Source organism: Streptomyces sp. Alt3 (genome assembly GCF_030719215.1).
Taxonomy (GTDB): domain Bacteria; phylum Actinomycetota; class Actinomycetes; order Streptomycetales; family Streptomycetaceae; genus Streptomyces; species Streptomyces glycanivorans.
The window spans coordinates 4,319,796-4,341,683 of the sequence record NZ_CP120983.1; the positions used below are offsets into that span (position 1 = coordinate 4,319,796).

21 protein-coding genes are annotated in these 21,888 nt (G+C 70.2%); 17 read left to right on the forward strand and 4 right to left on the reverse strand.

What is annotated here, in order from left to right; translation table 11 throughout:
- Positions 1–67 precede the first annotated feature (67 nt).
- The 4 genes from dnaK to P8A20_RS19050 all read left to right on the forward strand — a co-directional run bounded on the left by dnaK (position 68) and on the right by P8A20_RS19050 (position 4,303).
- Positions 68–1,921, forward strand: coding sequence for a molecular chaperone DnaK (gene dnaK / locus P8A20_RS19035; protein ID WP_147958705.1), 1,854 nt, complete (start codon positions 68–70; stop codon positions 1,919–1,921).
- Positions 1,918–2,568 (forward strand): nucleotide exchange factor GrpE, encoded by a 651-nt coding sequence (gene grpE / locus P8A20_RS19040; protein WP_147958706.1) that lies wholly within the window; start codon positions 1,918–1,920, stop codon positions 2,566–2,568. The genes dnaK and grpE overlap by 4 nt, the downstream gene beginning before the upstream one ends.
- 93 nt (positions 2,569–2,661) lie before the next feature.
- The gene (gene dnaJ / locus P8A20_RS19045; RefSeq protein WP_147958707.1) at positions 2,662–3,855 is read left to right on the forward strand and encodes a molecular chaperone DnaJ; all 1,194 of its coding nucleotides are present in this window, start codon (positions 2,662–2,664) and stop codon (positions 3,853–3,855) included.
- Position 3,856: 1 nt separating this feature from the next.
- Positions 3,857–4,303, forward strand: coding sequence for a heat shock protein transcriptional repressor HspR (locus P8A20_RS19050; protein WP_014155378.1), 447 nt, complete (start codon positions 3,857–3,859; stop codon positions 4,301–4,303).
- A 29-nt stretch (positions 4,304–4,332) separates the two neighbouring features.
- Here the strand turns inward: P8A20_RS19050 and P8A20_RS19055 are convergent, their stop codons facing one another.
- Both P8A20_RS19055 and P8A20_RS19060 read right to left on the reverse strand, forming a co-directional pair.
- The gene (locus P8A20_RS19055; RefSeq protein WP_147958708.1) at positions 4,333–5,349 is read right to left on the reverse strand and encodes a helix-turn-helix transcriptional regulator; all 1,017 of its coding nucleotides are present in this window, start codon (positions 5,347–5,349) and stop codon (positions 4,333–4,335) included.
- A 161-nt stretch (positions 5,350–5,510) separates the two neighbouring features.
- Positions 5,511–6,356, reverse strand: a complete 846-nt coding sequence (locus tag P8A20_RS19060) for a helix-turn-helix domain-containing protein (protein WP_109879918.1) — start codon at positions 6,354–6,356, stop codon at positions 5,511–5,513.
- A 263-nt stretch (positions 6,357–6,619) separates the two neighbouring features.
- Between P8A20_RS19060 and P8A20_RS19065 the strand changes: the two genes are divergently transcribed.
- Together P8A20_RS19065 and P8A20_RS19070 are read left to right on the forward strand one after the other, a co-directional pair.
- Positions 6,620–6,898 carry a 5'-nucleotidase gene (locus P8A20_RS19065; RefSeq protein ID WP_147958709.1) on the forward strand — a complete coding sequence of 93 codons (279 nt, stop codon included), beginning with the start codon at positions 6,620–6,622 and terminating at the stop codon, positions 6,896–6,898.
- On the forward strand, positions 6,895–7,215 hold the full coding sequence (locus P8A20_RS19070; RefSeq protein ID WP_147958710.1) for a Rieske (2Fe-2S) protein: 321 nt from the start codon (positions 6,895–6,897) through the stop codon (positions 7,213–7,215). Before P8A20_RS19065 ends, P8A20_RS19070 begins: the two co-directional genes overlap by 4 nt.
- A 124-nt stretch (positions 7,216–7,339) precedes the next feature.
- Here the strand turns inward: P8A20_RS19070 and P8A20_RS19075 are convergent, their stop codons facing one another.
- Entirely contained in the window at positions 7,340–7,741 is a 402-nt protein-coding gene (locus tag P8A20_RS19075) for a pyridoxamine 5'-phosphate oxidase family protein (RefSeq protein WP_147958711.1), read from the reverse strand.
- Positions 7,742–7,879: 138 nt separating this feature from the next.
- On the opposite strand from P8A20_RS19075, the gene clpB reads away from it, so the two are divergent.
- The 3 genes from clpB (at position 7,880) to P8A20_RS19090 (ending at position 12,717) form a co-directional block, all read left to right on the forward strand.
- Positions 7,880–10,480 (forward strand): ATP-dependent chaperone ClpB, encoded by a 2,601-nt coding sequence (clpB, locus tag P8A20_RS19080; RefSeq protein ID WP_147958712.1) that lies wholly within the window; start codon positions 7,880–7,882, stop codon positions 10,478–10,480.
- 340 nt (positions 10,481–10,820) lie between these two features.
- Complete coding sequence (locus P8A20_RS19085) at positions 10,821–12,089, forward strand: MFS transporter (RefSeq protein ID WP_306103912.1); 1,269 nt, start codon at positions 10,821–10,823, stop codon at positions 12,087–12,089.
- 70 nt (positions 12,090–12,159) lie between these two features.
- Positions 12,160–12,717 (forward strand): type III secretion system chaperone family protein, encoded by a 558-nt coding sequence (locus tag P8A20_RS19090; RefSeq protein ID WP_147958714.1) that lies wholly within the window; start codon positions 12,160–12,162, stop codon positions 12,715–12,717.
- Between the two features lie 85 nt (positions 12,718–12,802).
- Here P8A20_RS19090 and P8A20_RS19095 read toward each other — a convergent pair whose 3' ends face one another.
- Positions 12,803–13,981 carry a pyridoxal phosphate-dependent aminotransferase gene (locus tag P8A20_RS19095; protein WP_147958715.1) on the reverse strand — a complete coding sequence of 393 codons (1,179 nt, stop codon included), beginning with the start codon at positions 13,979–13,981 and terminating at the stop codon, positions 12,803–12,805.
- 125 nt (positions 13,982–14,106) lie between these two features.
- On the opposite strand from P8A20_RS19095, the gene P8A20_RS19100 reads away from it, so the two are divergent.
- The 8 genes from P8A20_RS19100 to P8A20_RS19135 all read left to right on the forward strand — a co-directional run bounded on the left by P8A20_RS19100 (position 14,107) and on the right by P8A20_RS19135 (position 21,849).
- On the forward strand, positions 14,107–14,394 hold the full coding sequence (locus P8A20_RS19100; protein WP_306103913.1) for a hypothetical protein: 288 nt from the start codon (positions 14,107–14,109) through the stop codon (positions 14,392–14,394).
- Positions 14,395–14,702: 308 nt separating this feature from the next.
- Positions 14,703–15,224, forward strand: coding sequence for a DUF2617 family protein (locus P8A20_RS19105; protein ID WP_147958716.1), 522 nt, complete (start codon positions 14,703–14,705; stop codon positions 15,222–15,224).
- A 108-nt stretch (positions 15,225–15,332) separates the two neighbouring features.
- Complete coding sequence (locus tag P8A20_RS19110; protein WP_147958717.1) at positions 15,333–16,919, forward strand: polyamine aminopropyltransferase; 1,587 nt, start codon at positions 15,333–15,335, stop codon at positions 16,917–16,919.
- A 99-nt stretch (positions 16,920–17,018) separates the two neighbouring features.
- Complete coding sequence (locus P8A20_RS19115) at positions 17,019–17,978, forward strand: SRPBCC domain-containing protein (RefSeq protein ID WP_306103914.1); 960 nt, start codon at positions 17,019–17,021, stop codon at positions 17,976–17,978.
- 29 nt (positions 17,979–18,007) lie between these two features.
- Positions 18,008–18,802: an aldose epimerase family protein gene (locus P8A20_RS19120; RefSeq protein WP_147958719.1), complete on the forward strand. Its 795-nt coding sequence runs from the start codon at positions 18,008–18,010 to the stop codon at positions 18,800–18,802.
- A 30-nt stretch (positions 18,803–18,832) separates the two neighbouring features.
- Complete coding sequence (gene pyrE / locus P8A20_RS19125) at positions 18,833–19,372, forward strand: orotate phosphoribosyltransferase (RefSeq protein ID WP_147958720.1); 540 nt, start codon at positions 18,833–18,835, stop codon at positions 19,370–19,372.
- 165 nt (positions 19,373–19,537) lie between these two features.
- Complete coding sequence (gene fbaA, locus P8A20_RS19130) at positions 19,538–20,569, forward strand: class II fructose-bisphosphate aldolase (protein ID WP_147958721.1); 1,032 nt, start codon at positions 19,538–19,540, stop codon at positions 20,567–20,569.
- Positions 20,570–20,625: 56 nt separating this feature from the next.
- Positions 20,626–21,849 carry a MalY/PatB family protein gene (locus P8A20_RS19135; RefSeq protein WP_306103915.1) on the forward strand — a complete coding sequence of 408 codons (1,224 nt, stop codon included), beginning with the start codon at positions 20,626–20,628 and terminating at the stop codon, positions 21,847–21,849.
- Positions 21,850–21,888: the final 39 nt, after the last annotated feature.

Sequence of the window (21,888 nt, forward strand, 5' to 3'; positions counted from 1 at the left end):
GACTCCGGGGTGGGTGTCATGCATCCTTGAGTCAGATCCACTCAAGTAGTCAGTTGGAGGAATTGAAATGGCACGTGCGGTCGGCATCGACCTGGGCACGACTAACTCCGTCGTCAGCGTTCTCGAAGGCGGCGAGCCCACCGTCATCACCAACGCCGAAGGCGCCAGGACCACGCCGTCCGTCGTCGCCTTCGCCAAGAACGGCGAGGTGCTCGTCGGCGAGGTCGCGAAGCGCCAGGCAGTCACCAACGTCGACAGGACGATCCGTTCGGTCAAGCGCCACATGGGCACTGACTGGAAGATCGAGATCGACGGCAAGAACTTCAACCCGCAGCAGATGAGCGCCTTCATCCTGCAGAAGCTGAAGCGCGACGCCGAGTCCTACCTGGGCGAGAAGGTCGCCGACGCGGTCATCACCGTTCCGGCGTACTTCAACGACTCCGAGCGTCAGGCGACGAAGGAGGCCGGTGAGATCGCGGGCCTCAACGTCCTGCGCATCGTCAACGAGCCGACCGCCGCCGCCCTGGCGTACGGCCTCGACAAGGACGACCAGACGATCCTCGTCTTCGACCTCGGTGGCGGCACCTTCGACGTGTCCCTCCTGGAGATCGGCGACGGCGTCGTCGAGGTGAAGGCCACCAACGGTGACAACCACCTCGGTGGTGACGACTGGGACCAGCGGGTCGTCGACTACCTGGTGAAGCAGTTCGCCAACGGCCACGGCGTGGACCTGTCCAAGGACAAGATGGCTCTCCAGCGTCTCCGCGAGGCCGCGGAGAAGGCGAAGATCGAGCTCTCGTCCTCGACCGAGACCACGATCAACCTGCCCTACATCACGGCGTCCGCCGAGGGCCCGCTGCACCTGGACGAGAAGCTCACGCGCTCGCAGTTCCAGCAGCTGACCGCAGACCTCCTGGACCGCTGCAAGAACCCGTTCCACAACGTCATCAAGGACGCGGGCATCCAGCTCTCCGAGATCGACCACGTCGTTCTCGTCGGTGGCTCGACCCGTATGCCGGCCGTCGCCGAGCTCGTCAAGGAGCTCACGGGCGGCCAGGACGCCAACAAGGGTGTGAACCCGGACGAGGTCGTCGCCATCGGCGCCTCGCTCCAGGCCGGTGTCCTCAAGGGCGAGGTCAAGGACGTCCTGCTCCTCGACGTGACCCCGCTGTCCCTCGGCATCGAGACCAAGGGAGGGATCATGACGAAGCTCATCGAGCGCAACACCACGATCCCGACCAAGCGTTCCGAGATCTTCACGACGGCCGAGGACAACCAGCCGTCCGTGCAGATCCAGGTCTACCAGGGCGAGCGCGAGATCGCGGCGTACAACAAGAAGCTCGGGATGTTCGAGCTCACCGGTCTGCCGCCGGCCCCGCGTGGTGTGCCGCAGATCGAGGTCGCCTTCGACATCGACGCCAACGGCATCATGCACGTCGCTGCCAAGGACCTCGGCACCGGCAAGGAGCAGAAGATGACCGTCACCGGTGGCTCCTCGCTGCCGAAGGACGAGGTCAACCGGATGCGCGAAGAGGCCGAGCAGTACGCCGACGAGGACCACCGCCGTCGCGAGGCCGCCGAGTCCCGCAACCAGGGCGAGCAGCTCGTCTACCAGACGGAGAAGTTCCTCAAGGACAACGAGGACAAGGTCCCCGGCGACGTGAAGACGGAGGTGGAGACCGCGCTCACCGAGCTGAAGGAGAAGCTCAAGGGCGAGGACACCGCCGAGATCCGCACCGCCACCGAGAAGGTCGCGGCCGTCTCCCAGAAGCTGGGCCAGGCGATGTACGCCAACACCCAGTCCGAGGGTGCGGCCCCGGGTGCCGAGGCGCCGGGCGACGCCCAGGGCAAGGCCGACGACGACGTCGTCGACGCCGAGATCGTGGACGACGAGAAGGACACGAAGGGCGGTGCGGCGTGACCGAGGAGACTCCGGGCTTCGACGAGAAGCCTGACGTCCCCTCCGGCGCGAGCTCCGACGACGCCGAGCCGAAGGCCGCCACCCCCTCCGACGAGGAGGCGGCGGCCCCGGCCGGGGACGTACCGCAGACAGCGGCACTGACGGCTCAGCTGGACCAGGTCCGTACCGCGCTCAACGAGCGTACGGCCGACCTCCAGCGGCTCCAGGCCGAGTACCAGAACTACCGCCGCCGCGTCGAGCGCGACCGGGTCATGGTCAAGGAGGTCGCGGCAGCGGGTCTCCTGACCGAGCTCCTGCCGGTGCTCGACGACGTCGGCCGGGCCCGCGAGCACGGCGAACTCGTCGGCGGGTTCAAGTCGGTGGCCGAATCCCTGGAGACGGTCGTCGCGAAGCTGGGCCTCCAGCAGTTCGGCAAGGAGGGCGAGCCCTTCGACCCGACGATCCACGAGGCCCTGATGCACTCGTACGCGCCGGACGTCACCGAGACGACCTGCGTGGCGATCCTGCAGCCCGGGTATCGCATCGGGGAGCGCACCATCCGCCCCGCGCGGGTGGCCGTGGCGGAGCCGCAGCCGGGCGCCACGCCCGCGGCGGCGAAGGAAGAGAAGGCAGACGACGAGGAGAGCGGTGGCACCGAAGAGGTCTGACATTCCGTCCGACCACTGCGGTGAACACCGACGGGGCGTGCGGCCGGCCACGGGGCCGGCCGCACGGCCGATCGTCCGGAAGGAGGGACGTCGATGAGCACGAAGGACTTCGTCGAGAAGGACTACTACAAGGTTCTCGGCGTCCCCAAGGACGCCACCGACGCCGAGGTCAAGAAGGCGTACCGGAAGCTCGCCCGCGAGTACCACCCGGACGCCAACAAGGGTGACGCCAAGGCCGAGGAGCGCTTCAAGGAGATCTCCGAGGCGAACGACGTCCTCGGCGACCCCAAGAAGCGCAAGGAGTACGACGAGGCGCGCGCCCTCTTCGGCAGCGGAGGCTTCCGGGCGGGTCCCGGCGGTGCGGGCGGCAACTTCAACTTCGACCTGGGCGACCTCTTCGGAGGTGCCCCGGGCGGTGGCCAGAACGCCGGCGCCGGTGGGTTCGGCGGTGGCGGCGGTGGCGGCCTGGGGGACGTCTTCGGCGGACTGTTCAACCGTGGCGGTGCGGGCACACGTGTCCAGCCGCGGCGCGGCCAGGACATCGAGTCCGAGGTGACGCTCAGCTTCACCGAGGCGGTCGACGGGGCCACGGTCCCGTTGCGGATGTCCAGCCAGGCTCCCTGCAAGGCGTGTTCGGGCACCGGCGACAAGAACGGCACCCCGAGGGTCTGCCCGACGTGCGTCGGCACCGGCCAGGTGTCGCGCGGCACCGGCGGCGGTTTCTCGCTGACCGATCCCTGCGTGGACTGCAAGGGCCGGGGCCTCATCGCCCAGGACCCCTGCGACGTCTGCAAGGGCAGCGGCCGGGCGAAGTCCGCCCGCACGATGCAGGTCAGGATCCCGGCGGGGGTGTCGGACGGCCAGCGGATCAGGCTGCGCGGCAAGGGCAGCCCGGGCGAGCGCGGCGGACCTGCCGGCGACCTCTACGTCGTCGTCCACGTCGACGCCCACCCGGTGTTCGGACGCAAGGGCGACAACCTCACCGTCACCGTGCCCGTCACCTTCCCGGAGGCGGCGCTCGGCGGTGAGGTGAAGGTCCCCACGCTCGGCGGGCCCCCGGTCACCCTGAAACTCCCGGCGGGCACGCCCAACGGACGTACCATGCGGGCCCGCGGCAAGGGCGCCGTGCGCAAGGACGGCACCCGGGGCGACCTCCTGGTCACCGTCGAGGTGTCCGTGCCCACGGACCTCGGCGCGGACGCTCAGGACGCACTGGAGGCCTACCGGAAGGCGACCGCGGGGGAGGACCCGCGGGCGGAGCTGTTCCAGGCTGCGAAGGGAGCTTGAGATGGACGGCCGTCGACGCAATCCGTACCAGCTGACCGACGAATCACCGGTCTACGTGATCTCGATCGCGGCCCAGCTCTCGGGCCTGCACCCGCAGACACTGCGCCAGTACGACCGTCTCGGCCTGGTCTCGCCCGACCGTACGGCCGGGCGCGGCCGGCGCTACTCGGCCCGTGACATCGAACTGCTGCGCACCGTGCAGCAGCTGTCGCAGGACGAGGGCATCAACCTCGCGGGCATCAAGCGGATCATCGAGCTGGAGAACCAGGTTGCCGCGCTCCAGCAGCGCGTCGCCGAGCTCTCCGCGGCGGTGGACGGCGCGGCCGTGGCCATGCAGCAGCGTGAGGCCCAGGTGCACGCCTCCTACCGGCGGGACCTGGTGCCGTACCAGGACGTGCAGCAGACGAGCGCGCTGGTGGTCTGGCGGCCCAAGAGGCCGAAGGACTGAGCCGGCAGGGCAAGGGCCCGCATCGAGTCTCATGACTCGGATGCGGGCCCTTTCCGTGTGCCCGGGGCGGCGCCGGTCTCGTCCACGATGCCTGACCGCACGATGAGGGCCCCGAGATGGGTGCGGCTGTCGGCGCCGAGTGCCTGCATCAGCTTGGCGATGTGAGCGCGGCAGGTGCGGACACTGATGCCCAGCTTGCGTGCCACCGCGTCGTCGACATGGCCCTGGCTGAGGAGCCGGGCGATGCTCTGCTGGACGGCCGTGACCTGGATTCCCGGGGTGGTCGTGGGGAGCGGCCGGGCGAGCGGGGTCGCCTGCGTCCAGAGGACCTCGTAGACCTGGACGAGGTAGCGGACGAGAGCGGGGTGGCGGATCTCCAGTGCCGTGCTGCGGTCGGCGGTGGCCGGGATGAAGGCCACCCTGCGGTCGAAGATGAGCAGCCGCTCCACGGTCAGTTCGGTGGTCCGGACGTCGAGGGACTCCGCGGGCACCTGTCGCAGGTAGTCCCTGACCTGCGTGCTGTAACGCGCCGGGTGCTGGTAGATGTGACGGAGCCCGGCGCCCCGGGCGATGGCGGTCCTGGCGTTGTCCAGGGCCGTGCGCAGGGTGGTGCGGGGCCGTGTGCTCCCCGGCTGCGCCGTGAGGACTTCGTCCGTGGCCTGGGCGGTGGCCTCGTGGATGGCCGTCCGTATCGCCTCGGGACCTTCCAGCATGGTGATGGCCAGATGGGGGTCGCCGTTGGCTATGGCGGCCAGGGGGGCCAGGGACCGGGTCAGGCCGAGGGTCCGCTCCACACGCTCGTCGATCTCGCGTGTGAGCGGCTGCAGCAGGCGGGCCAGGGCCGCCGAGGGCGGGACGGGACGGAACCACTCCTCGTCCCAGGGATCGGGCTGCACCAGCGCCCCGTCGGTCAGGCACGGTGCCGCGTCGAGATCGGAGCGGGCGATCCGCCCCTGGCGCAGGGCCCGTTCGTACAGATCCAGTCCGGGGGCGCAGAGTTCTCTCGGGCTGTGGTTGTGCGGCGGTTGCACCGGTTCTGTTCCCATCTGGGAGCCCCCCGCTTTGTGCGCTGCAACAAGTTGCCGGTGGCGGAAGCCTAGTGTTCGGGTGGAGTGTGGACGTGTTGTGGCCGTGGGAGCCCGCCCGGGCGCCCGGCCTGCCGCTCGTCACGGAGCGGCGGCGCCTCGCTCCGGCGGGGCCTCGGCCGTCAGTTCTTCTGGTCCAGGATTCCTGACTGTGAGATGAGGTAGCCGAGCTGAGCCCGACTGCCGCTGCCGAGGGCCGCGTTGAGCTTCGCTATGTGCGCCCGGCAGGTGCGGACGTTCATGCCGAGCCGGCGGGCTATCGAATCGTCGACGTGCCCCTCGACCAGCAGCTGGGCGATGGAGCGCTGTACCCCGCTGATTCCGGCGGGGGTCGGTGTGTACGAGACGTCCTCCAGCAGCGGGGTGGCACGCTGCCAGAGCTGCTCGAAGACGTTGATCAGGTAGGAGACGAGACCCGGGTGCCGCAGTTCGAGTGCGACCGTCAGGTCGTCCTGGGCAGGGATGAAGGCGACGGCGCGGTCGAAGATGAGCATGCGCTGCACGAGTTCCTCCAGCGTGCGGATCTCGACGCCCTCGGCGAGCCGCTCCGCGTACGCGAACGTCCCGTGGTGATGGCGGACCGTGTGCTGGTAGAGGGTGCGGATGCTGACTCCGCGGTCCACCACGGCCGTGCCGCGCTCCAGCCCCTTGCTGAGGATGTCCTCGCTGCGAACCCCTCCGGGCTGCACGGTGAGCACTTCGCTGCGGCATTCGGCCGTGGCCACGTCGATGGCCGCGTTGATGCGGGTGCCGCCTTCGAGCACGGTGATTGCGTGAGTCGTGGGCGGATCCTGCGCGCTGATGTCCATGAAAGGTTCGAAGGACTCGGTGAGCTCCAGGGAATGGCGCCGGCGCTCCTGGATCTCCCTCTCGATGGGGTGCAGCCGCTGGGCGAGGGCCGCCGACGGCGGCACGGGGCGTAGCCAGTCGGCGTCGTCGGGGTCGGGGTGGAGCAGGGCGAAGTCCATCAGGCACGGAGCGGGCTCCACCTCCGAACGCGGTATGCGGCCGGAGCGCAGCGCGCTCGCGTAGAGGCGCTGCCCCGCATCGCATAGTTGGGTGATCCCGTGCCGATGCGCCCCATTTGAGTCGCATGTATCCATATCTCCACCCCCCATGTTCCTGAACGTGCAAGAACATGATGCATCGATCCAGTGGTGCTTGCGTGTCCGCGTGAGACATCGTCTTGAGAGCGGGGGAGATGAATCCATCAAGTGAGGACGAAGCCGAAATGTCTAAGCGAATGCTTCGCTCGGTGCTTGCCACGGCTTTCGTGGGGGCCCTGGCCTACGGTGCGTTGGGTGTCCAGGACATCACCTGGGGGGCTGCACAGGCAGAGCAGGCGACGGCAGTGCCCGGTGACATCACATGGGGTGCGGCTCCGACCGACATCACGTGGGGTGTGGCCTCGGGCGACATCACCTGGGGTGCGCCTCCGACCGACATCACCTGGGGTGCGACCTCGGGTGACATCACGTGGGGTGTGGCTCCGACCGGCCCTGCGGCATGACCACCCCGCCGGACGACCGAACCTTCCGACGGGAGATGGCCACGGCGTACCGCTCAGGGTGGCATTTCATCGATCTGCTCACGGCACTTACCCGCCAGGGCGATTCGTTGATGGTCACCCTGTTCGGGGAGCCGATCGTCGTCGTGATGGAAACGGATGACGACATCCGCGCCTATCGCTGTCTTCGCCGGCCCCGCGGAGCGCCCCAGCCTGTTCGATGTGCCGTGCGGTACGGCATGATTTTCGTGAATCTCGATCAGCGTGACCACGAGCTGTTCGAATCAGAAACCATTTCCGCCACCCCCCGCAGTGCCTGAACGATTCCCCCGTCGTTCCATATCGTTCCGGCACTTCCCCCACACAGCGGCGCCATCGTGACCTGAACACGGTGGCGCCGCTGTGCTGCCCGGAATCCCACCGGAATTTCCGGGCCTGAATTCCTCAGCCCTTTCCGAGCGCCCTGTCCACGGCGATCTCGATGACGACCCGTTCCGGGTTGTGGCGCGGCGTGCGTTCGTAGCGCTCCGCGTAGCGGCGTACCGCGTCCTCGACCTCCTCGGGCTCCGTACGCACCACCGCGCGGCCTTCCAGGGTCGCCCAGCGGCGCCCCTGCATCTGGCAGACCGCGACCCGTGCCCCCTCCGGGCCCGCCGCCAGGACGTGGGCGGCCTTCCTGGTGTTCCCGCCCGTGATGACACGGGCGATCCGCGTCTCCGGGTCGTAGGTCACGCCGACGGGCACCACGTGCGGTGTGCCGTCCGGGCGGAGGGTGGTCAGGGTGCACACGTGGCGCTCGCGCCAGAAGGCGAGGTACTCGGGGCCGGGGTTGCGTACGTCAGGCATGAGGTCAGCCTAGAGAGAGGGCCCGGGGGTGGCCCGGGGAGGTGCCGGAGCAGCCTTGAGTGGAATAGACTCAACTTTGTACCCGTTGTTCGAGTCAAAGTTCCGAGAAGAACCCCGAACGAGGAGGAGACAGCGCCCGTGGACGCCGAGCTGACCAACAAGAGCCGGGACGCCCTCAACGCGGCCACCGCCAGGGCCGTCAAGGACGGACATCCGGACCTGACCCCCGGACACCTGCTGCTGGCGCTGCTCGCGGGCGAGGACAACGCCAACATCACCGACCTGCTGGCCTCCGTCGAGGCGGACCAGGTGGTCGTGCGCGAGGAGACCGAGAGGCTGCTCGGCGCGCTGCCCAGCGTCACCGGATCGACCGTCGCGCCGCCCCAGCCGAGCCGTGAGCTGCTCGCCGTCCTCGCGGACGCCGACCGGCGCGCCAAGGAGCTCGGCGACGACTACCTCTCCACCGAGCACCTGCTGATCGCCGTGGCGGCGAAGGGCGGCCGTGCCGGTGAGATCCTCGACGGGCAGGGAGCCGGCGCGAAGAAGCTGCTGGACGCATTCGAGAAGAGCAGGGGAGGGCGCCGGGTGACCACTCCCGACCCCGAAGGCCAGTACAAGGCGCTGGAGAAGTTCGGCACCGACTTCACGGCTGCCGCACGCGAGGGCAAGCTCGACCCGGTCATCGGCCGTGACCAGGAGATCCGCCGCCTCGTGCAGGTGCTGTCGCGCCGCACGAAGAACAACCCCGTGCTCATCGGTGAGCCCGGCGTCGGCAAGACCGCGGTGGTCGAGGGACTCGCCCAGCGCATCGTCAAGGGCGACGTCCCCGAGTCCCTGCGGAACAAGCGGCTCGTCTCGCTGGACCTGGGTGCGATGGTCGCGGGTGCCAAGTACCGCGGTGAGTTCGAGGAACGACTCAAGACCGTCCTCTCCGAGATCAAGGAGAGCGACGGCCGGATCATCACCTTCATCGACGAGCTGCACACCGTCGTCGGCGCGGGCGCCGGCGGGGACTCGGCGATGGACGCGGGCAACATGCTGAAGCCGATGCTCGCCCGCGGTGAGCTGCGCATGGTCGGCGCCACCACGCTCGACGAGTACCGCGAGCGCATCGAGAAGGACCCCGCCCTGGAGCGCCGCTTCCAGCAGGTCCTGGTCGCCGAGCCCTCCGTCGAGGACACCATCGCGATCCTGCGTGGCCTCAAGGGCCGCTACGAGGCGCACCACAAGGTCCAGATCGCCGACTCCTCGCTGGTGGCCGCCGCGACCCTCTCGGACCGCTACATCACCTCCCGTTTCCTCCCCGACAAGGCGATCGACCTCGTCGACGAGGCGGCCTCGCGGCTCCGCATGGAGATCGACTCCTCGCCCCTGGAGATCGACGAGCTCCAGCGTTCCGTTGACCGGCTGCACATGGAGGAGCTGGCGCTCAAGAACGAGACCGACCAGGGCTCCAAGCAGCGGCTGGAGAAGATCCGCCGCGACCTCGCCGACAAGGAGGAGGAGCTGCGCGGTCTCACCGCCCGCTGGGAGAAGGAGAAGCAGGGCCTGAACCGCGTCGGTGAGCTCAAGGAGCGCCTCGACGAGCTGCGCGGCCAGGCCGAGCGTGCCCAGCGCGACGGTGACTTCGACACCGCGTCCAAGCTGCTCTACGGGGAGATCCCCGGACTGGAGCGCGAGCTGGCCGAGGCGGACGAGGCCGAGCAGGAGGCTGCCGTCGACACCATGGTCAAGGAGGAGGTCGGCCCGGACGACATCGCCGACGTCGTCGGCGCGTGGACCGGCATCCCGGCCGGACGCCTGCTGGAGGGCGAGACCCAGAAGCTCCTGCGCATGGAGTCCGAACTGGGCAGGCGGCTCATCGGGCAGAGCGAGGCCGTGCGGGCCGTGTCGGACGCCGTTCGCCGCACCCGCGCCGGGATCGCCGACCCCGACCGGCCCACCGGTTCGTTCCTCTTCCTCGGCCCGACCGGGGTCGGTAAGACGGAGCTGGCCAAGGCGCTCGCGGACTTTTTGTTCGACGACGAGCGGGCCATGATCCGCATCGACATGAGCGAGTACAGCGAGAAGCACAGCGTCGCCCGGCTCGTCGGGGCCCCGCCCGGCTACGTCGGCTACGAGGAGGGCGGCCAGCTCACGGAGGCGGTGCGCCGCCGCCCGTACAGCGTCGTGCTGCTGGACGAGGTCGAGAAGGCCCACCCCGAGGTCTTCGACATCCTGCTCCAGGTGCTCGACGACGGCCGGCTCACCGACGGGCAGGGCCGGACGGTGGACTTCCGCAACACCATCCTGGTCCTCACGTCGAACCTGGGCAGCCAGTTCCTGGTCGACCCCCTGACCGGGCCCGAGGTGAAGAAGGAGCGGGTGCTGGACGTCGTACGCGCCTCGTTCAAGCCGGAGTTCCTCAACCGGCTCGACGACCTGGTCGTCTTCTCCGCCCTCTCCGGGGACGAGCTGGCCCACATCGCGGGGCTCCAGGTGGCCCGTCTCGCCGGCCGGCTGGCCGACCGCCGCATCCGGCTGGACGTCACACCGGACGCCCTCGCCTGGCTGGCCGAGGAGGGCAACGACCCGGCGTACGGAGCCCGGCCGCTGCGCCGCCTGATCCAGACAGCGATCGGCGACCGGCTCGCGAAGGAGATCCTCGCCGGCGATGTCAGGGACGGCGACACGGTCCGGGTGGACCGGGCCGGTGACGGACTGATCGTGGGTCCCGCGGCGGTGGAGAAGACCCTGTAGGCGGTTCCCGGTGTCCCCGGCCGGACGTCCTCGCGTCCCGGCCGGGGACATCTGTGTGCCACCCGGCCTTATTTGATGTGTGTATGTGGCATGCATCGCCCCTTCGGGTCGCCTGTGAATTTGAGCCGAAAATTTCCATTCCATGGCTGAACGGCGTATGCGGCACGGTTCGCCCCGTCGTTTTTTGTACCGGGCCGATACATATCTTCGCCCTTGCCCGTGGCCGGGGCGGAGGTCGCGCGAGCGATTGAACGCACGTTGTACCGGGACGCTCCGGGGCTCTTTTCACCCCAGTGATGAGGGCGTCCGTACCGAATTGGGGAACCGGTAAGGTACGCGCATGACGGAGCGAATACCCGGTGAGGCGAGTGCGGAGCCGAAGGACGACGGAAGTGCCGGCCTCATTCGCCTGAGCGAATTTCGTACGTTGTGGGCGGCATATGCCCAGTCCGTATTGGGCGACCAGCTGGCACGGGTGGCGCTGTCCCTACTGGTGTTCGACCGCACCGAGTCGGCGGGCTGGACCGCGGCGACCTACGCACTGACGAGCCTGCCCGCCCTGCTGTCCGGGGTGCTGCTCTCCGGCCTCGCCGACCGCTTCCCCCGGCGCACGGTCATGATGGGGTGCGACCTGGTGCGCGCGGTCCTCGTCGGACTGATGGCCCTGCCCGGCACGCCCCTGCCGCTGCTGGCGGGCCTGCTGGTGCTGGCACAGCTCGCCGAGGCGCCCTTCGGGGCGTCGCAGGGTGCCCTCATGCCGGTCGTCCTCGGCGGGCGCCTGTACGAGCGGGGGCAGCGGGTCATGATGATCACCCACCAGGCGGGACAGCTGGTGGGCTTCGCCGTCGGCGGGGTGCTCGTCGTGTGGCTCGGAAGCCACCTCGCCCTGGGGCTGAACGCGCTGACCTTCCTGTTCTCCGCGGTGCTGATCAGGCTGGGTGTGAAGGCGCGTCCGGTGGACGCGGCCGCCGACGCGGCGCCGAAGCGCATGCACACCCAGGTGGGGAAGGCGGCCGCGCTGATCTGGTCGGACCCCAGGCTGCGGTCGCTGGTCGCGCTCGGCTGGCTCGCCGGGTTCATCGTGCTGCCGGAGGGCCTTGCCGCCCCCTTCGCGGAGGAGGCCGGAGCGGGCGCCGCCTCGGTCGGCCTTCTGCTCGCGGCCCACCCCGCCGGGATGGTCCTCGGTGCGGCACTCCTGGGGCGCCCGGTGTTCGACGCCGAGCGGCGCCGGCGCCTGCTCGGGCCGCTCGCGGTGGGCGCGAACCTTCCGCTGGTCGTCTACTGGGCCGGCCCCGGGGTGGGCGTGGCCCTGCTGGTGCTGCTGGTCTCGGGCGTCTGCTCCGCGTACCAGATCACCGCGGGCGCGACCTTCGTCCTGCTCACCCCCGCCGACCAGCGCGGTCAGGCACTGGGCCTGGCGAGGTCGGGGCTGACCGCCATGCAGGGCATCGGCGTCGCGGGGGGCGGTCTCGCGGCGGAGCTCTCCGGGTCCTCGGCGCACACGATCGGGGGGGCCGGACTCGTGGGAACGCTCCTCGCCCTCCTCGTCGCGGTTTCCTGGTCGCGGGCCAGGGGAACGAGCGCAGGGACGATTCCCCTGAGCGCGTAGGACTACCGGCCGCGATCGCGGCTAGTGTCGGAGCCAGGAAACCACGTGCGATCCACAGGAGTACCCAGCGATGTCTATCGACCCGTCCTCGATCCCCAACTTCGGGGGCCAGCCCGAACCGCAGGCGACAGGACCCGAGGGCCCCGTGGTCCCCGACCAGGACCTCGTCAAGCAGCTTCTCGAGCAGATGGAGCTGAAGTTCGTCGTCGACGACGAGGGCGACCTCGCCGCGCCGTGGGAAGACTTCCGGACGTACTTCATGTTCCGCGGTGAGGAGGAGCAGCAGGTCTTCTCGGTCCGGACCTTCTACGACCGCCCCCACGACCTGGACCAGCGTCCCGTCCTGCTCGACGCGATCGACGACTGGAACCGCCGCACCCTCTGGCCCAAGGTCTACACCCACGCCCACGAGGGCGAGGAGGGCGCCGCGGGCTCCGTGCGGCTGGTCGGTGAGGCGCAGATGCTCATCGGCACCGGTGTCAGCCTGGAGCACTTCGTCTCCTCGACGGTCAGCTGGGTGCGGGCCTCGATCGAGTTCGACAAGTGGCTCGTGGAGCGCCTCGGCCTGGAGGTCGCCGACAAGGAGACCGAGGGCGACAGCGGCACGGAGCAGGCCCCGGACGCCTGATCCGGCACGGACGTACGACGGAGGCCCGGGACGGGGCCCGGCCGGGTGAGGCCGGCACCCTGTCCCGGGCCTCCGCCATGTCCGCTCAGCCCGCCCCGAGGCCCTTCAGCCGGGACACGGCCTCGGTGAGGACGTCGGTCCGCTTGCAGAACGCGAAGCGCACGAAGGGCGCGCCCTGTTCGCGGTGGTCGTAGAAGACCGCGTTGGGGACGGCGACGACCCCGCAGCGCTCGGGGAGCGCCCGGCAGAAGGCGAAGCCGTCCGTCTCGCCGAGCGGTCGGATGTCGGTGGTGACGAAGTACGTCCCGGCGGGCTCGTACACCTCGAAGCCGGCCTCGGCGAGACCCGTGCTCAGCAGATCCCGCTTGGCGCGCAGGTCCGTGCGCAGGCCGTCGAAGTAGCTGTCGGGCAGCCGCAGGGCCTCGGCGACGGCGTACTGGAACGGGCCGCCGGAGACGTACGTCAGGAACTGTTTGGCGGAGCGGACCGCGGTGACCAGCTCCGGGCTCGCGGTGATCCAGCCGATCTTCCAGCCCGTGAGCGAGAACGTCTTGCCGGCGCTGCTGATGGTGACCGTGCGCTCCCGCATGCCGGGGAAGGACGCGAGGGGGATGTGCTCGCCCTCGAAGACGAGGTGCTCGTAGACCTCGTCGGTGACGACGAGGAGGTCCCGCTCGCAGGCGAGTGCGGCGACGGCCGCGAGCTCGTCGCGGGTCAGCACGGTGCCGGTCGGGTTGTGCGGGGTGTTGAGCAGGATCAGCCGGGTGCGGGGCGTGACGGCGGCCCGCAGTTCGTCCAGGTCGAGCCGGTAGGCGCCCTCGTGGGGCCGGAGCGTGACGGGGACGCGCGTGCCGCCGGCCATGGCGATGCAGGCGGCGTACGAGTCGTAGTAGGGCTCCAGGGCGATGACCTCGTCCCCGGGCTCCAGGAGGGCCAGCAGGGAGGCGGCGACCGCCTCCGTGGCGCCCGTGGTGACCAGGACCTCGGTGTCGGGGTCGTACTCCAGCCCGTAGTGCTGCCGCTGGTGCTCCGTGATCGCGGAGCGCAGCTCGGGGACGCCGGGCCCCGGTGGGTACTGGTTGCCGTGACCGGCGCGCAGGGCGCGGACCGCGGCCTCGCGGATCTCCTCGGGCCCGTCGGTGTCGGGGAAACCCTGGCCGAGATTGATCGATCCGGTCCGCACGGCCAGCGCGGACATCTCCGCGAAGATCGTCGTGCCGAACTCGGTGAGGCGGCGGTTGAGGAGCGGGCGTCCGTGTGTCATGCCGCCATCCTGTGCCGAAGCTCTGGAGTTGCTCAAGTCTGCTTTGGGCCCGGCGGGGCGCGGGAATCCAACGGTCAGTCAAGAAGCGGGGACCTCGCTTCGGGGGACAGAAGGATGTGAGGTCGATGGAGTTGCTGTTCTTCATCGTGTTTCTGGTGATCGTGGTGGTGGGGATCGCCGCGCTGGCTTCGGGTGGCCGGAAGAAGCCGTCCGTCGGCCGGTCCGGGCGGGCTGGGCGCCGAGGCTCGGACAGCGGCGGGGGAGGCGGGGGGAACAGCTGGTGGGCCGGCGACAGCGGCGGTGACTCCGGCGGTGGCGACTCCGGCGGTGGCCACTCCGGCGGGCACTCCTGCGGGGGTGGCAGCAGCTGCGGCGGAGGCGGCGGAGGCTGCGGCGGAGGCGGCGGCAACTGAGAGAGGCCCTTCCTCCCGTACGGAGGGACGGGGCGGGTGTGCCTGAGGTGTCCGGTGGGGTCTAACTCCCGCCGGGCACCTTTTCGTTGGGCGCGGGAACAGGTGAACCGTCCTGCCCCCTGAGGGATGGAAACCACGGCAAGTTGGGTAAAAACACTGTGAGCGCGACGTACTTCGTGATTGCATCGATGTAGAGAACATTCAGCCCCCGGGCCCCAGTTGGACCGGATAGGGCTCCCACTCCCCGCGTGTCCCGCACGGGGGTACCTCCTGTCCATGTGTACCTGTGTGTCTTGCGGAGCCGATCCATGCTCACGACCCTCCAGACCGCCTATTCCGACACCCGAGCCGCCGACCTGGCGTGGGCGCTCGGGCGGGAGCCGCTGCCCGCACTCGCCGTACTCGACCTCGAACTGAGCGGCGCGAAAGTCCAGTTGAGGTTGCTCGGTGCCTCCCACCAGGTGCTGCTGGAGGAGGAGGGGCGCACCTGCTCCGAGACCGTCGCCTGCCTGCCGGGCAGCAGCACGCCGTTGCCGCTGGGCGTCGCCGAGAGTGTGGGTGACTGGGACTACGAGTTCGCGGCGCGCGTCGAGACGCTCTCCCAGGGCTCGTTCGCGGGGCGCGCGCAGGAGCTGCTCGCGCTCGTGGCCGATCATCCGCACGGCCTGGCGGGGACGTTCCCCGGCAGTCCGTACGCCTTCACCGCCATGCTCGCGCAGCGGACGGGCGGCGAGGTGTGCTGGCGCACCTGGCACGCGTATCCGCAGGAGGGGCAGTTGGTGGTGACCCGGACGAGGGTGGGGGCGCACATTCCGGCGGGGGTGTCGTGAGGGGGAGTGTGCGAGTCCTCACGCGTGGTGCGTGTCTTGCCCGGTGCGCATCACTTACACCCTTGTGGGTGACAAGCGGCAACCGTCCCGTCACGTAGCGTTCGTTTCATGATCGACCAGCAGACGCCGCTGCGAGGGGGCGCGCCACGGCTTCCCGTCCGGCCGAGGACCGGCAGGTTCCTCGTGCTGGCGGTGGTCTTCGTCTGCGCCGCGTGCGGCCTGGTGTACGAGCTGGAACTGGTCGCGCTGGCCTCCTACCTCATCGGTGACTCCGTCACCCAGGCCTCGGTCGTGCTGTCAGTGATGGTGTTCGCGATGGGCATCGGGTCCCTGCTCGCGAAACGTTTACGCACCCGGGCCGCAGTGGGGTTCGGTCTGCTGGAGGCGGCTCTCGCCCTCGTAGGCGGTTCCTCGGCGCTCATCCTGTACGCCTCCTTCGCCTGGCTCGGTGAGTCGCGCTACGCGCTGGTGGGCTTCTCGCTCGCGATCGGGATCCTGATCGGCGCGGAGATCCCGTTGCTGATGACGCTGATCCAGCGGGTCGACAGGCAGGACGCGGGCGGGGCGGTGGCCGACCTCTTCGCCGCCGACTACGTGGGCGCGCTGGTGGGCGGGTTGGCCTTCCCGTTCCTCCTGCTGCCGATGATGGGACAGCTGACCGGGGCGCTGTTCACCGGTGCGGTCAACGCGGCGGCGGGCCTCGCGCTGGTGCTGTGGGTGTTCCGGCGCGACCTGAACCCGCGCTCACGCTGGCTGCTCGTCGTGGTGAACGGTCTGGTGATCGCCCTGCTGGCCACGGCCTCCGTCCTGGTCGACGACTTCGAGCGGGCGGCGCGGCGAGCGGTGTACGGGGACGAGGTGCGGGTCGCCGTGCAGACGGATCTGCAGGAGATCGTCCTCACCGGTCCGGGGAGCGGTGCGCTGGATCTCTATCTGGACGGGCGGCTGAGGGTCAGCTCCCGGGACGAGTACCGCTTCCACGAGGCGCTCGTGCATCCGGCGATGAAGGGGGCCCACCGGCGGGTGCTGATCCTGGGAGGGGGCGACGGACTGGCCGCCCGTGAGGTGCTGCGCTATCCGGACGTCACGTCCGTCGTGGTGGTCGAGCTCGATCCGGCCGTCACCCGGCTGGCGCGCACGGACCCGGCGCTCTCCCGGCTGAACGGACACGCCCTGGAGGACCCCCGGCTGTCTACGGTCGCCGGGGATGCCTTCACCTGGCTGCGGACGTCCCGGGACCGCTACGACGTGGTGATCTCGGACCTGCCCGACCCGGAGATCACCGCGAGTACGAAGCTGTACTCCGCCGAGTTCTACGGTCTGGTCGCCGGGGCGCTGGAGCCGGACGGCCGGCTGGTGGTGCACGCGGGACCGCCGAGCAGCAGGCCGACGACGTTCTGGACGGTGGAGGCGTCGGTACGGGCGGGCGGCCTGGCGACCCGGCCCTACGGTGTCGGCGGGCGCCTCACGGGTTTCGCCGCCGGCCCGGACCGGGTCACGGGCGGAGCGAAGGCGCCGCGGGACTGGGGGTTCGTCCTCGCAGCCCGCAGGACGGTGGGCCGGCTCGGCATGGACCCGGGGGCGCCTGCCCTGCGGACGCTGGGGGAGCGGGAGCTGCTGACCGGCCGGCGTGCCGTGGAGAAGGTCCGGCAGCACGGGGCGCTGCCGTCGACGCTGGTCCACCCGCGGTACTGAGAGGATCCGCGGGTGCGGCACGGCCGGGTGCGGTGCGCGCGGGTGCACGGGGCGTGGAAGCGCTGACGGGACGGCCGGGGCTGAGTAGGCTCGGTAGGTATGGAGCATGAGGTGTTCGTTCCGGTTCCGGTCCCGGCCCTTCGGCGGACGCTGGCCGATCCCGCCCGCGTCGCACGCTGCGTGCCGGGATTCCAGCAGGACGCCGACTCGTCGGCGGGTCCGCTGGCGGGCCGGCTGAAATTCCGGGCCGGCGGCCACACGATCACGTATCGCGGGGCACTGGCGCTGCGGGCGTCCGACGGCGGTGCCACCTTCTCCGTCGGCGGGGAGGGGACGGAGGCCCGGGGCGGAGGCTCGGCGAAGCTGGCCCTGACCATCGGTCTCACGGAGACGGACGGTGGGACGACGATCGGATACAGCGGCACGGCGAGTGGTGACGGGCGCATCGTGGACCTGGACGCATCCACGGCACTCACCGCGGCGCAGCGGCTGCTGGACCGTTTTACGCAGCAGTTGGTGACGGAGTCCCTGTCGGCGGAGTCGGACGGGCCCGGGTCCGATGCGGCTGGGCCCGATGGCTCCGGGTCCGATGCGGCTGTGGACGCCGCGGAGGAGTCCTCGGCACCGGAGCCCGATGCCGGGCACGCTTCCGACGCGCCCTCCCCCGACGCGCCGGGCGAGCCGCAGGCCTCCGGGCCCGCCGAGCCGCCCTCCGCGGACACGCCGTCAGCGAACACGCCATCCGCTGACAACGGGTCCGCGGACAAGGAGTCCGTGTTCGACGCGCCCGTGCCGCCGCCGTCGCTCGACCCTTCCGCAGAGCTGGAGTTCACCGTGCCGGACGAGCCACCCGCCGAGGCCGCCCACGCCCGCCGCACCATGATCGGCCGCAGCACGGAGGAGGTCGACCACGCCCCGCCGCGCGGCCGGTATGCCCCCGTTCCGTCGCCCGAGGCCGGCGCCGCGGGCATCACCCTGCGCTGGGCAGCTCCGGCCGCCGCCCTGGCGATCGCCTCCGCCGTGGTGGTGGGCAGGGCTCTGCGGCGCAGGAGGCCGTAGGGGAGGCCCCGCGCCAGTAGTGTCGGGGGGTGAGCAGAGTTGCGAAGAACGCCCGGCTGACCGCCGGCGACGTCGAATTGACCGTTGACCCCGTGCACGGCTGCCGCATCAGCAGCCTGCGGATCGGGGGGACCGAACTGCTGCGCCAGGGCGAGCGGTACGGCTGCTTCCCCATGGTGCCGTGGTGCGGCCGTACCGAGAACGGCCAGTTCCGCAATGGCGGCGCGGTGCACCGGATGCCGCTGAACTCCCCGCCGCACGCCATCCACGGCACCGGCCGCGACACCTCCTGGAAGCAGGCCCGGCAGGGCGATTCGGAGGCGGCCTTCTTCTACGACCTGGCCGACCCGTGGCCGTACGAGGGCCGGGTGACACAGACCTTCGAGCTGACCGAGGAGTCGCTGACCCTGAGTCTCGGCATCGAGACCTACGGCGATTCCTTCCCCGCGCAGGCCGGGTGGCACCCCTGGTTCCTCCGCAACCTCGGCGGCCAGGACGTGCGGATGGCCTTCGACGCGGAGTGGCAGGAGGAGCGGGGCGACAACCACCTGCCGACCGGCCGCCGTATCGACCCGCTGCCCGGCCCGTGGGACGACTGCTTCGGGATGCCCGCGGGCGTCGACGTGAAGCTCACCTGGCCCGAGCAGCTGGAGCTGACCGTCCGGAGCCGGGACGAGTGGGTGGTGATCTACGACGAGCAGGCGGAGGCGGTCTGCGTCGAGCCGCAGTCCGGACCGCCGAACGGGCTGAACACCGCCCCCCGGCTCGTCACCCCGATCGAGCCCCTGGAGATCACGACGACCTGGAGCTGGGCGCGGCTCTGACCCTCCACGGCAGCGCTTACCCTCGTTGACATGACTGACGTACGCGCTGAGCTGCTCCAGCAGATCAAGGACAAGGCCGTGGTGCACGGCAAGGTGACCCTCTCCTCGGGGCTGGAAGCCGACTGGTACATCGACCTGCGCCGGATCACGCTGGACGGCAAGGCCGCGCCGCTGGTCGGACAGGTGATGCTCGACGCCACCGCCGAGCTGGACTACGACTGCGTCGGCGGCCTGACGCTGGGCGCCGACCCGGTGGCCACCTCGATGCTGCACGCCTCGGCGGCCCGCGGGAAGAGCCTGGACGCGTTCGTCGTCCGCAAGGCCCAGAAGGCACACGGGATGCAGCGCCGTATCGAGGGCACGGACGTCAAGGGCCGTCGCTGCCTCGTTGTCGAGGACACCTCGACGACCGGTGGCTCGCCGCTCACCGCGGTCGAAGCGGTGCGCGAGGCGGGCGGTGAGGTCGTGGCCGTCGCCGTGATCGTGGAGCGCGGTGCCGCCCCGGCGATCGCCGAGGCGGGTCTCCCGTACGTCCACGTCTACTCCGTGGCGGATCTCGACCTGGCCTGACCTGGCGCTTCCCTGGAGCGCCCCCCGTTTCACGTGAAACAGGGGGCGCTACTCGACGGTCAGCGTGGAGCCGAAGCGAGAGTCTGGGAAGATGAGGGCGACGATGACGTCGCCCCCAGGTCAGGGACCAAGCCTGAACACCCGCACATCCCAAGGAGCGGACAGATGCCCATCGCAACCCCCGAGGTCTACGCCGAGATGCTCGACCGGGCGAAGGCAGGGAAGTTCGCCTACCCGGCCATCAACGTGACGTCGACCCAGACCCTGCACGCTGCGCTGCGCGGCTTCGCGGAGGCGGAGAGCGACGGCATCGTCCAGATCTCCACCGGTGGTGCCGAATTCCTGGGCGGCCAGTACAACAAGGACATGGTGACGGGCGCCGTAGCCCTCGCCGAGTTCGCGCACATCGTCGCCGCCAAGTACGACATCACGGTCGCGCTGCACACCGACCACTGCCCCAAGGACAAGCTGGACGCATACGTACGTCCGCTGCTCGACGTCTCCGCGGAGCGCGTCGCCAAGGGTCTGAACCCGCTGTTCCAGTCGCACATGTGGGACGGCTCGGCCGAGACCCTCGCCGACAACCTGTCCATCGGCCAGGAGCTGCTGGCCAAGGCCGCCGCCGCCAAGATCATCCTTGAGGTCGAGATCACCCCGACCGGTGGCGAGGAGGACGGCGTCACCCACGAGATCAACGACGAGCTGTACACGACCGTCGACGACGCGCTGCGTACCGCCGAGGCCCTTGGCCTGGGCGAGAAGGGCCGCTACCTGCTGGCAGCGTCCTTCGGTAACGTCCACGGCGTCTACAAGCCGGGCAACGTCGTCCTGCGTCCGGAGCTCCTCAAGGACCTGCAGGAGGGTGTCTCCGGCAAGTACGGCAAGCCCGCCGGCAGCCAGCCGTTCGACTTCGTCTTCCACGGTGGCTCGGGCTCCACGGCCGAGGAGATCGCCACCGCGCTGGAGAACGGCGTCGTGAAGATGAACCTCGACACCGACACCCAGTACGCCTTCACCCGCCCGATCGTGGACCACGTGTTCCGCAACTACGACGGCGTGCTGAAGGTCGACGGCGAGGTCGGCAACAAGAAGGTCTACGACCCGCGTAGCTGGGGCAAGTCCGCCGAGGGCGGCATGGCCGTGCGCGTCACGGAGGCCTGCGCCAACCTGCGTTCCGCCGGCACCAAGCTGAAGTAAGTACGTCACGGACGTACGGCGGGCCCGGTCTCCCTTCGGGGAACCGGGCCCGCCCCATGTCCGAAGGGAGTGAGGGAACCGCTGTGAGCACGTCTGCGCGCTACGACTTCGACACCGTCATCGACCGCCGGGGTACCTGGTGCGTCCAGTGGGACGGCGTCGCGGACCGCTTCGGGGTCGACGGGCTGCTGCCCTTCACCATCTCCGACATGGACTTCGAGACCGCGCCCGAGGTCCTGGCCGCGCTGCGTGCCCGCCTGGACCACGGGGTGCTGGGCTACACCACCTGGCAGCAGGACGACTTCCTGTCGGCCGTGGCCCACTGGTACGGAACCCGGTACGGCACGGACCTCGACACCGGCAGGCTGGTCTACGGCCCGTCCGTGCTCAGCCAGCTCTCGCAGCTGCTGCAGATGTGGACGTCCGAGGGCGAGGGCGTGGTCGTCCACACCCCGACGTACGACGGTTTCCGCAAGGCGATCCTCGGGCTCGGGCGGGAGCTGCGGGGCGTGCCGGTGGGGGACACTGCAGCCCTGGAACGCGAGCTGGCGCGGGCCGACTCGAAGGTGCTGGTGCTGTGCTCGCCGCACAACCCGACGGGGCGGGTGTGGACGGAGACCGAGCTCCGGGAGATGGCGGAGCTGGCCCGTCGCCACGGTGTGGCCGTGATCAGCGACGAGATCCATGCGGACTTCGTCCATGACGGCCATGTGCACGTCCCGTACGCCCGGATCGCCGACGATGCCGACGCGGGTGACGGTGGAGGCCGGGCCGGCGGGCGCTGGGCGGTCATCACCTCCGCGTCGAAGTCGTTCAACTTCCCGGCGTTGACCGGTTCGTACGGGATCGTCGGCGAACCCGCGGACCGTGCGGAGTACCTGCGCCGGATGGAGACGGCCGAGGGACTCGCCTCGCCCGCGGTGCTTTCGCTGACCGCCCACATCGCGGCGTACCGGGAGGGCGCGGCCTGGCTGGACGCGGTCCGCGCGTACGTCGCGGGGAATCTGGCGATGGTCGCGCGGCGGCTGGACGCGGAGTTCCCGGAGCTCGCGTGGGTCGCGCCGCAGGCCGGCTACCTGGCGTGGATCGATCTGCGTCCCCTGGGTGTGGACGAGGAGGCGCTGCAGCGGGTGCTGATCGAGCGGGAGAAGGTCGCGATCATGCCGGGTTCGGTGTACGGGGCGCCCGGATTCCTGCGGCTCAACGTGGGATGCCCGCGGAGCAAGGCCGAGGCGGGGGTGTCGGCCCTGGTGCGGGGGCTGAGGACGGTGCGGGCGTAGGCGGGAGCCGTGCGGCCCCTCCGGCCCGCCGTCCCGCGT

Excerpts from the sequence above, each read along its gene's own strand:
- dnaJ (WP_147958707.1), top strand. The coding sequence starts at position 2,662 with ATGAGCACGAAGGACTTCGTCGAGAAGGACTACTACAAGGTTCTCGGC.
- P8A20_RS19085 (WP_306103912.1), top strand. The coding sequence starts at position 10,821 with ATGACGGAGCGAATACCCGGTGAGGCGAGTGCGGAGCCGAAGGACGAC.
- P8A20_RS19105 (WP_147958716.1), top strand. The coding sequence starts at position 14,703 with ATGCTCACGACCCTCCAGACCGCCTATTCCGACACCCGAGCCGCCGAC.
- P8A20_RS19055 (WP_147958708.1), bottom strand. The coding sequence starts at position 5,349 with ATGGGAACAGAACCGGTGCAACCGCCGCACAACCACAGCCCGAGAGAA.
- P8A20_RS19075 (WP_147958711.1), bottom strand. The coding sequence starts at position 7,741 with ATGCCTGACGTACGCAACCCCGGCCCCGAGTACCTCGCCTTCTGGCGC.
- fbaA (WP_147958721.1), top strand. The coding sequence starts at position 19,538 with ATGCCCATCGCAACCCCCGAGGTCTACGCCGAGATGCTCGACCGGGCG.
- P8A20_RS19065 (WP_147958709.1), top strand. The coding sequence starts at position 6,620 with ATGTCTAAGCGAATGCTTCGCTCGGTGCTTGCCACGGCTTTCGTGGGG.
- pyrE (WP_147958720.1), top strand. The coding sequence starts at position 18,833 with ATGACTGACGTACGCGCTGAGCTGCTCCAGCAGATCAAGGACAAGGCC.
- P8A20_RS19115 (WP_306103914.1), top strand. The coding sequence starts at position 17,019 with ATGGAGCATGAGGTGTTCGTTCCGGTTCCGGTCCCGGCCCTTCGGCGG.
- P8A20_RS19100 (WP_306103913.1), top strand. The coding sequence starts at position 14,107 with ATGGAGTTGCTGTTCTTCATCGTGTTTCTGGTGATCGTGGTGGTGGGG.
- P8A20_RS19095 (WP_147958715.1), bottom strand. The coding sequence starts at position 13,981 with ATGACACACGGACGCCCGCTCCTCAACCGCCGCCTCACCGAGTTCGGC.
- P8A20_RS19110 (WP_147958717.1), top strand. The coding sequence starts at position 15,333 with ATGATCGACCAGCAGACGCCGCTGCGAGGGGGCGCGCCACGGCTTCCC.
- P8A20_RS19070 (WP_147958710.1), top strand. The coding sequence starts at position 6,895 with ATGACCACCCCGCCGGACGACCGAACCTTCCGACGGGAGATGGCCACG.
- P8A20_RS19135 (WP_306103915.1), top strand. The coding sequence starts at position 20,626 with ATGTCCGAAGGGAGTGAGGGAACCGCTGTGAGCACGTCTGCGCGCTAC.
- dnaK (WP_147958705.1), top strand. The coding sequence starts at position 68 with ATGGCACGTGCGGTCGGCATCGACCTGGGCACGACTAACTCCGTCGTC.
- P8A20_RS19060 (WP_109879918.1), bottom strand. The coding sequence starts at position 6,356 with ATGGACTTCGCCCTGCTCCACCCCGACCCCGACGACGCCGACTGGCTA.
- P8A20_RS19050 (WP_014155378.1), top strand. The coding sequence starts at position 3,857 with ATGGACGGCCGTCGACGCAATCCGTACCAGCTGACCGACGAATCACCG.
- P8A20_RS19090 (WP_147958714.1), top strand. The coding sequence starts at position 12,160 with ATGTCTATCGACCCGTCCTCGATCCCCAACTTCGGGGGCCAGCCCGAA.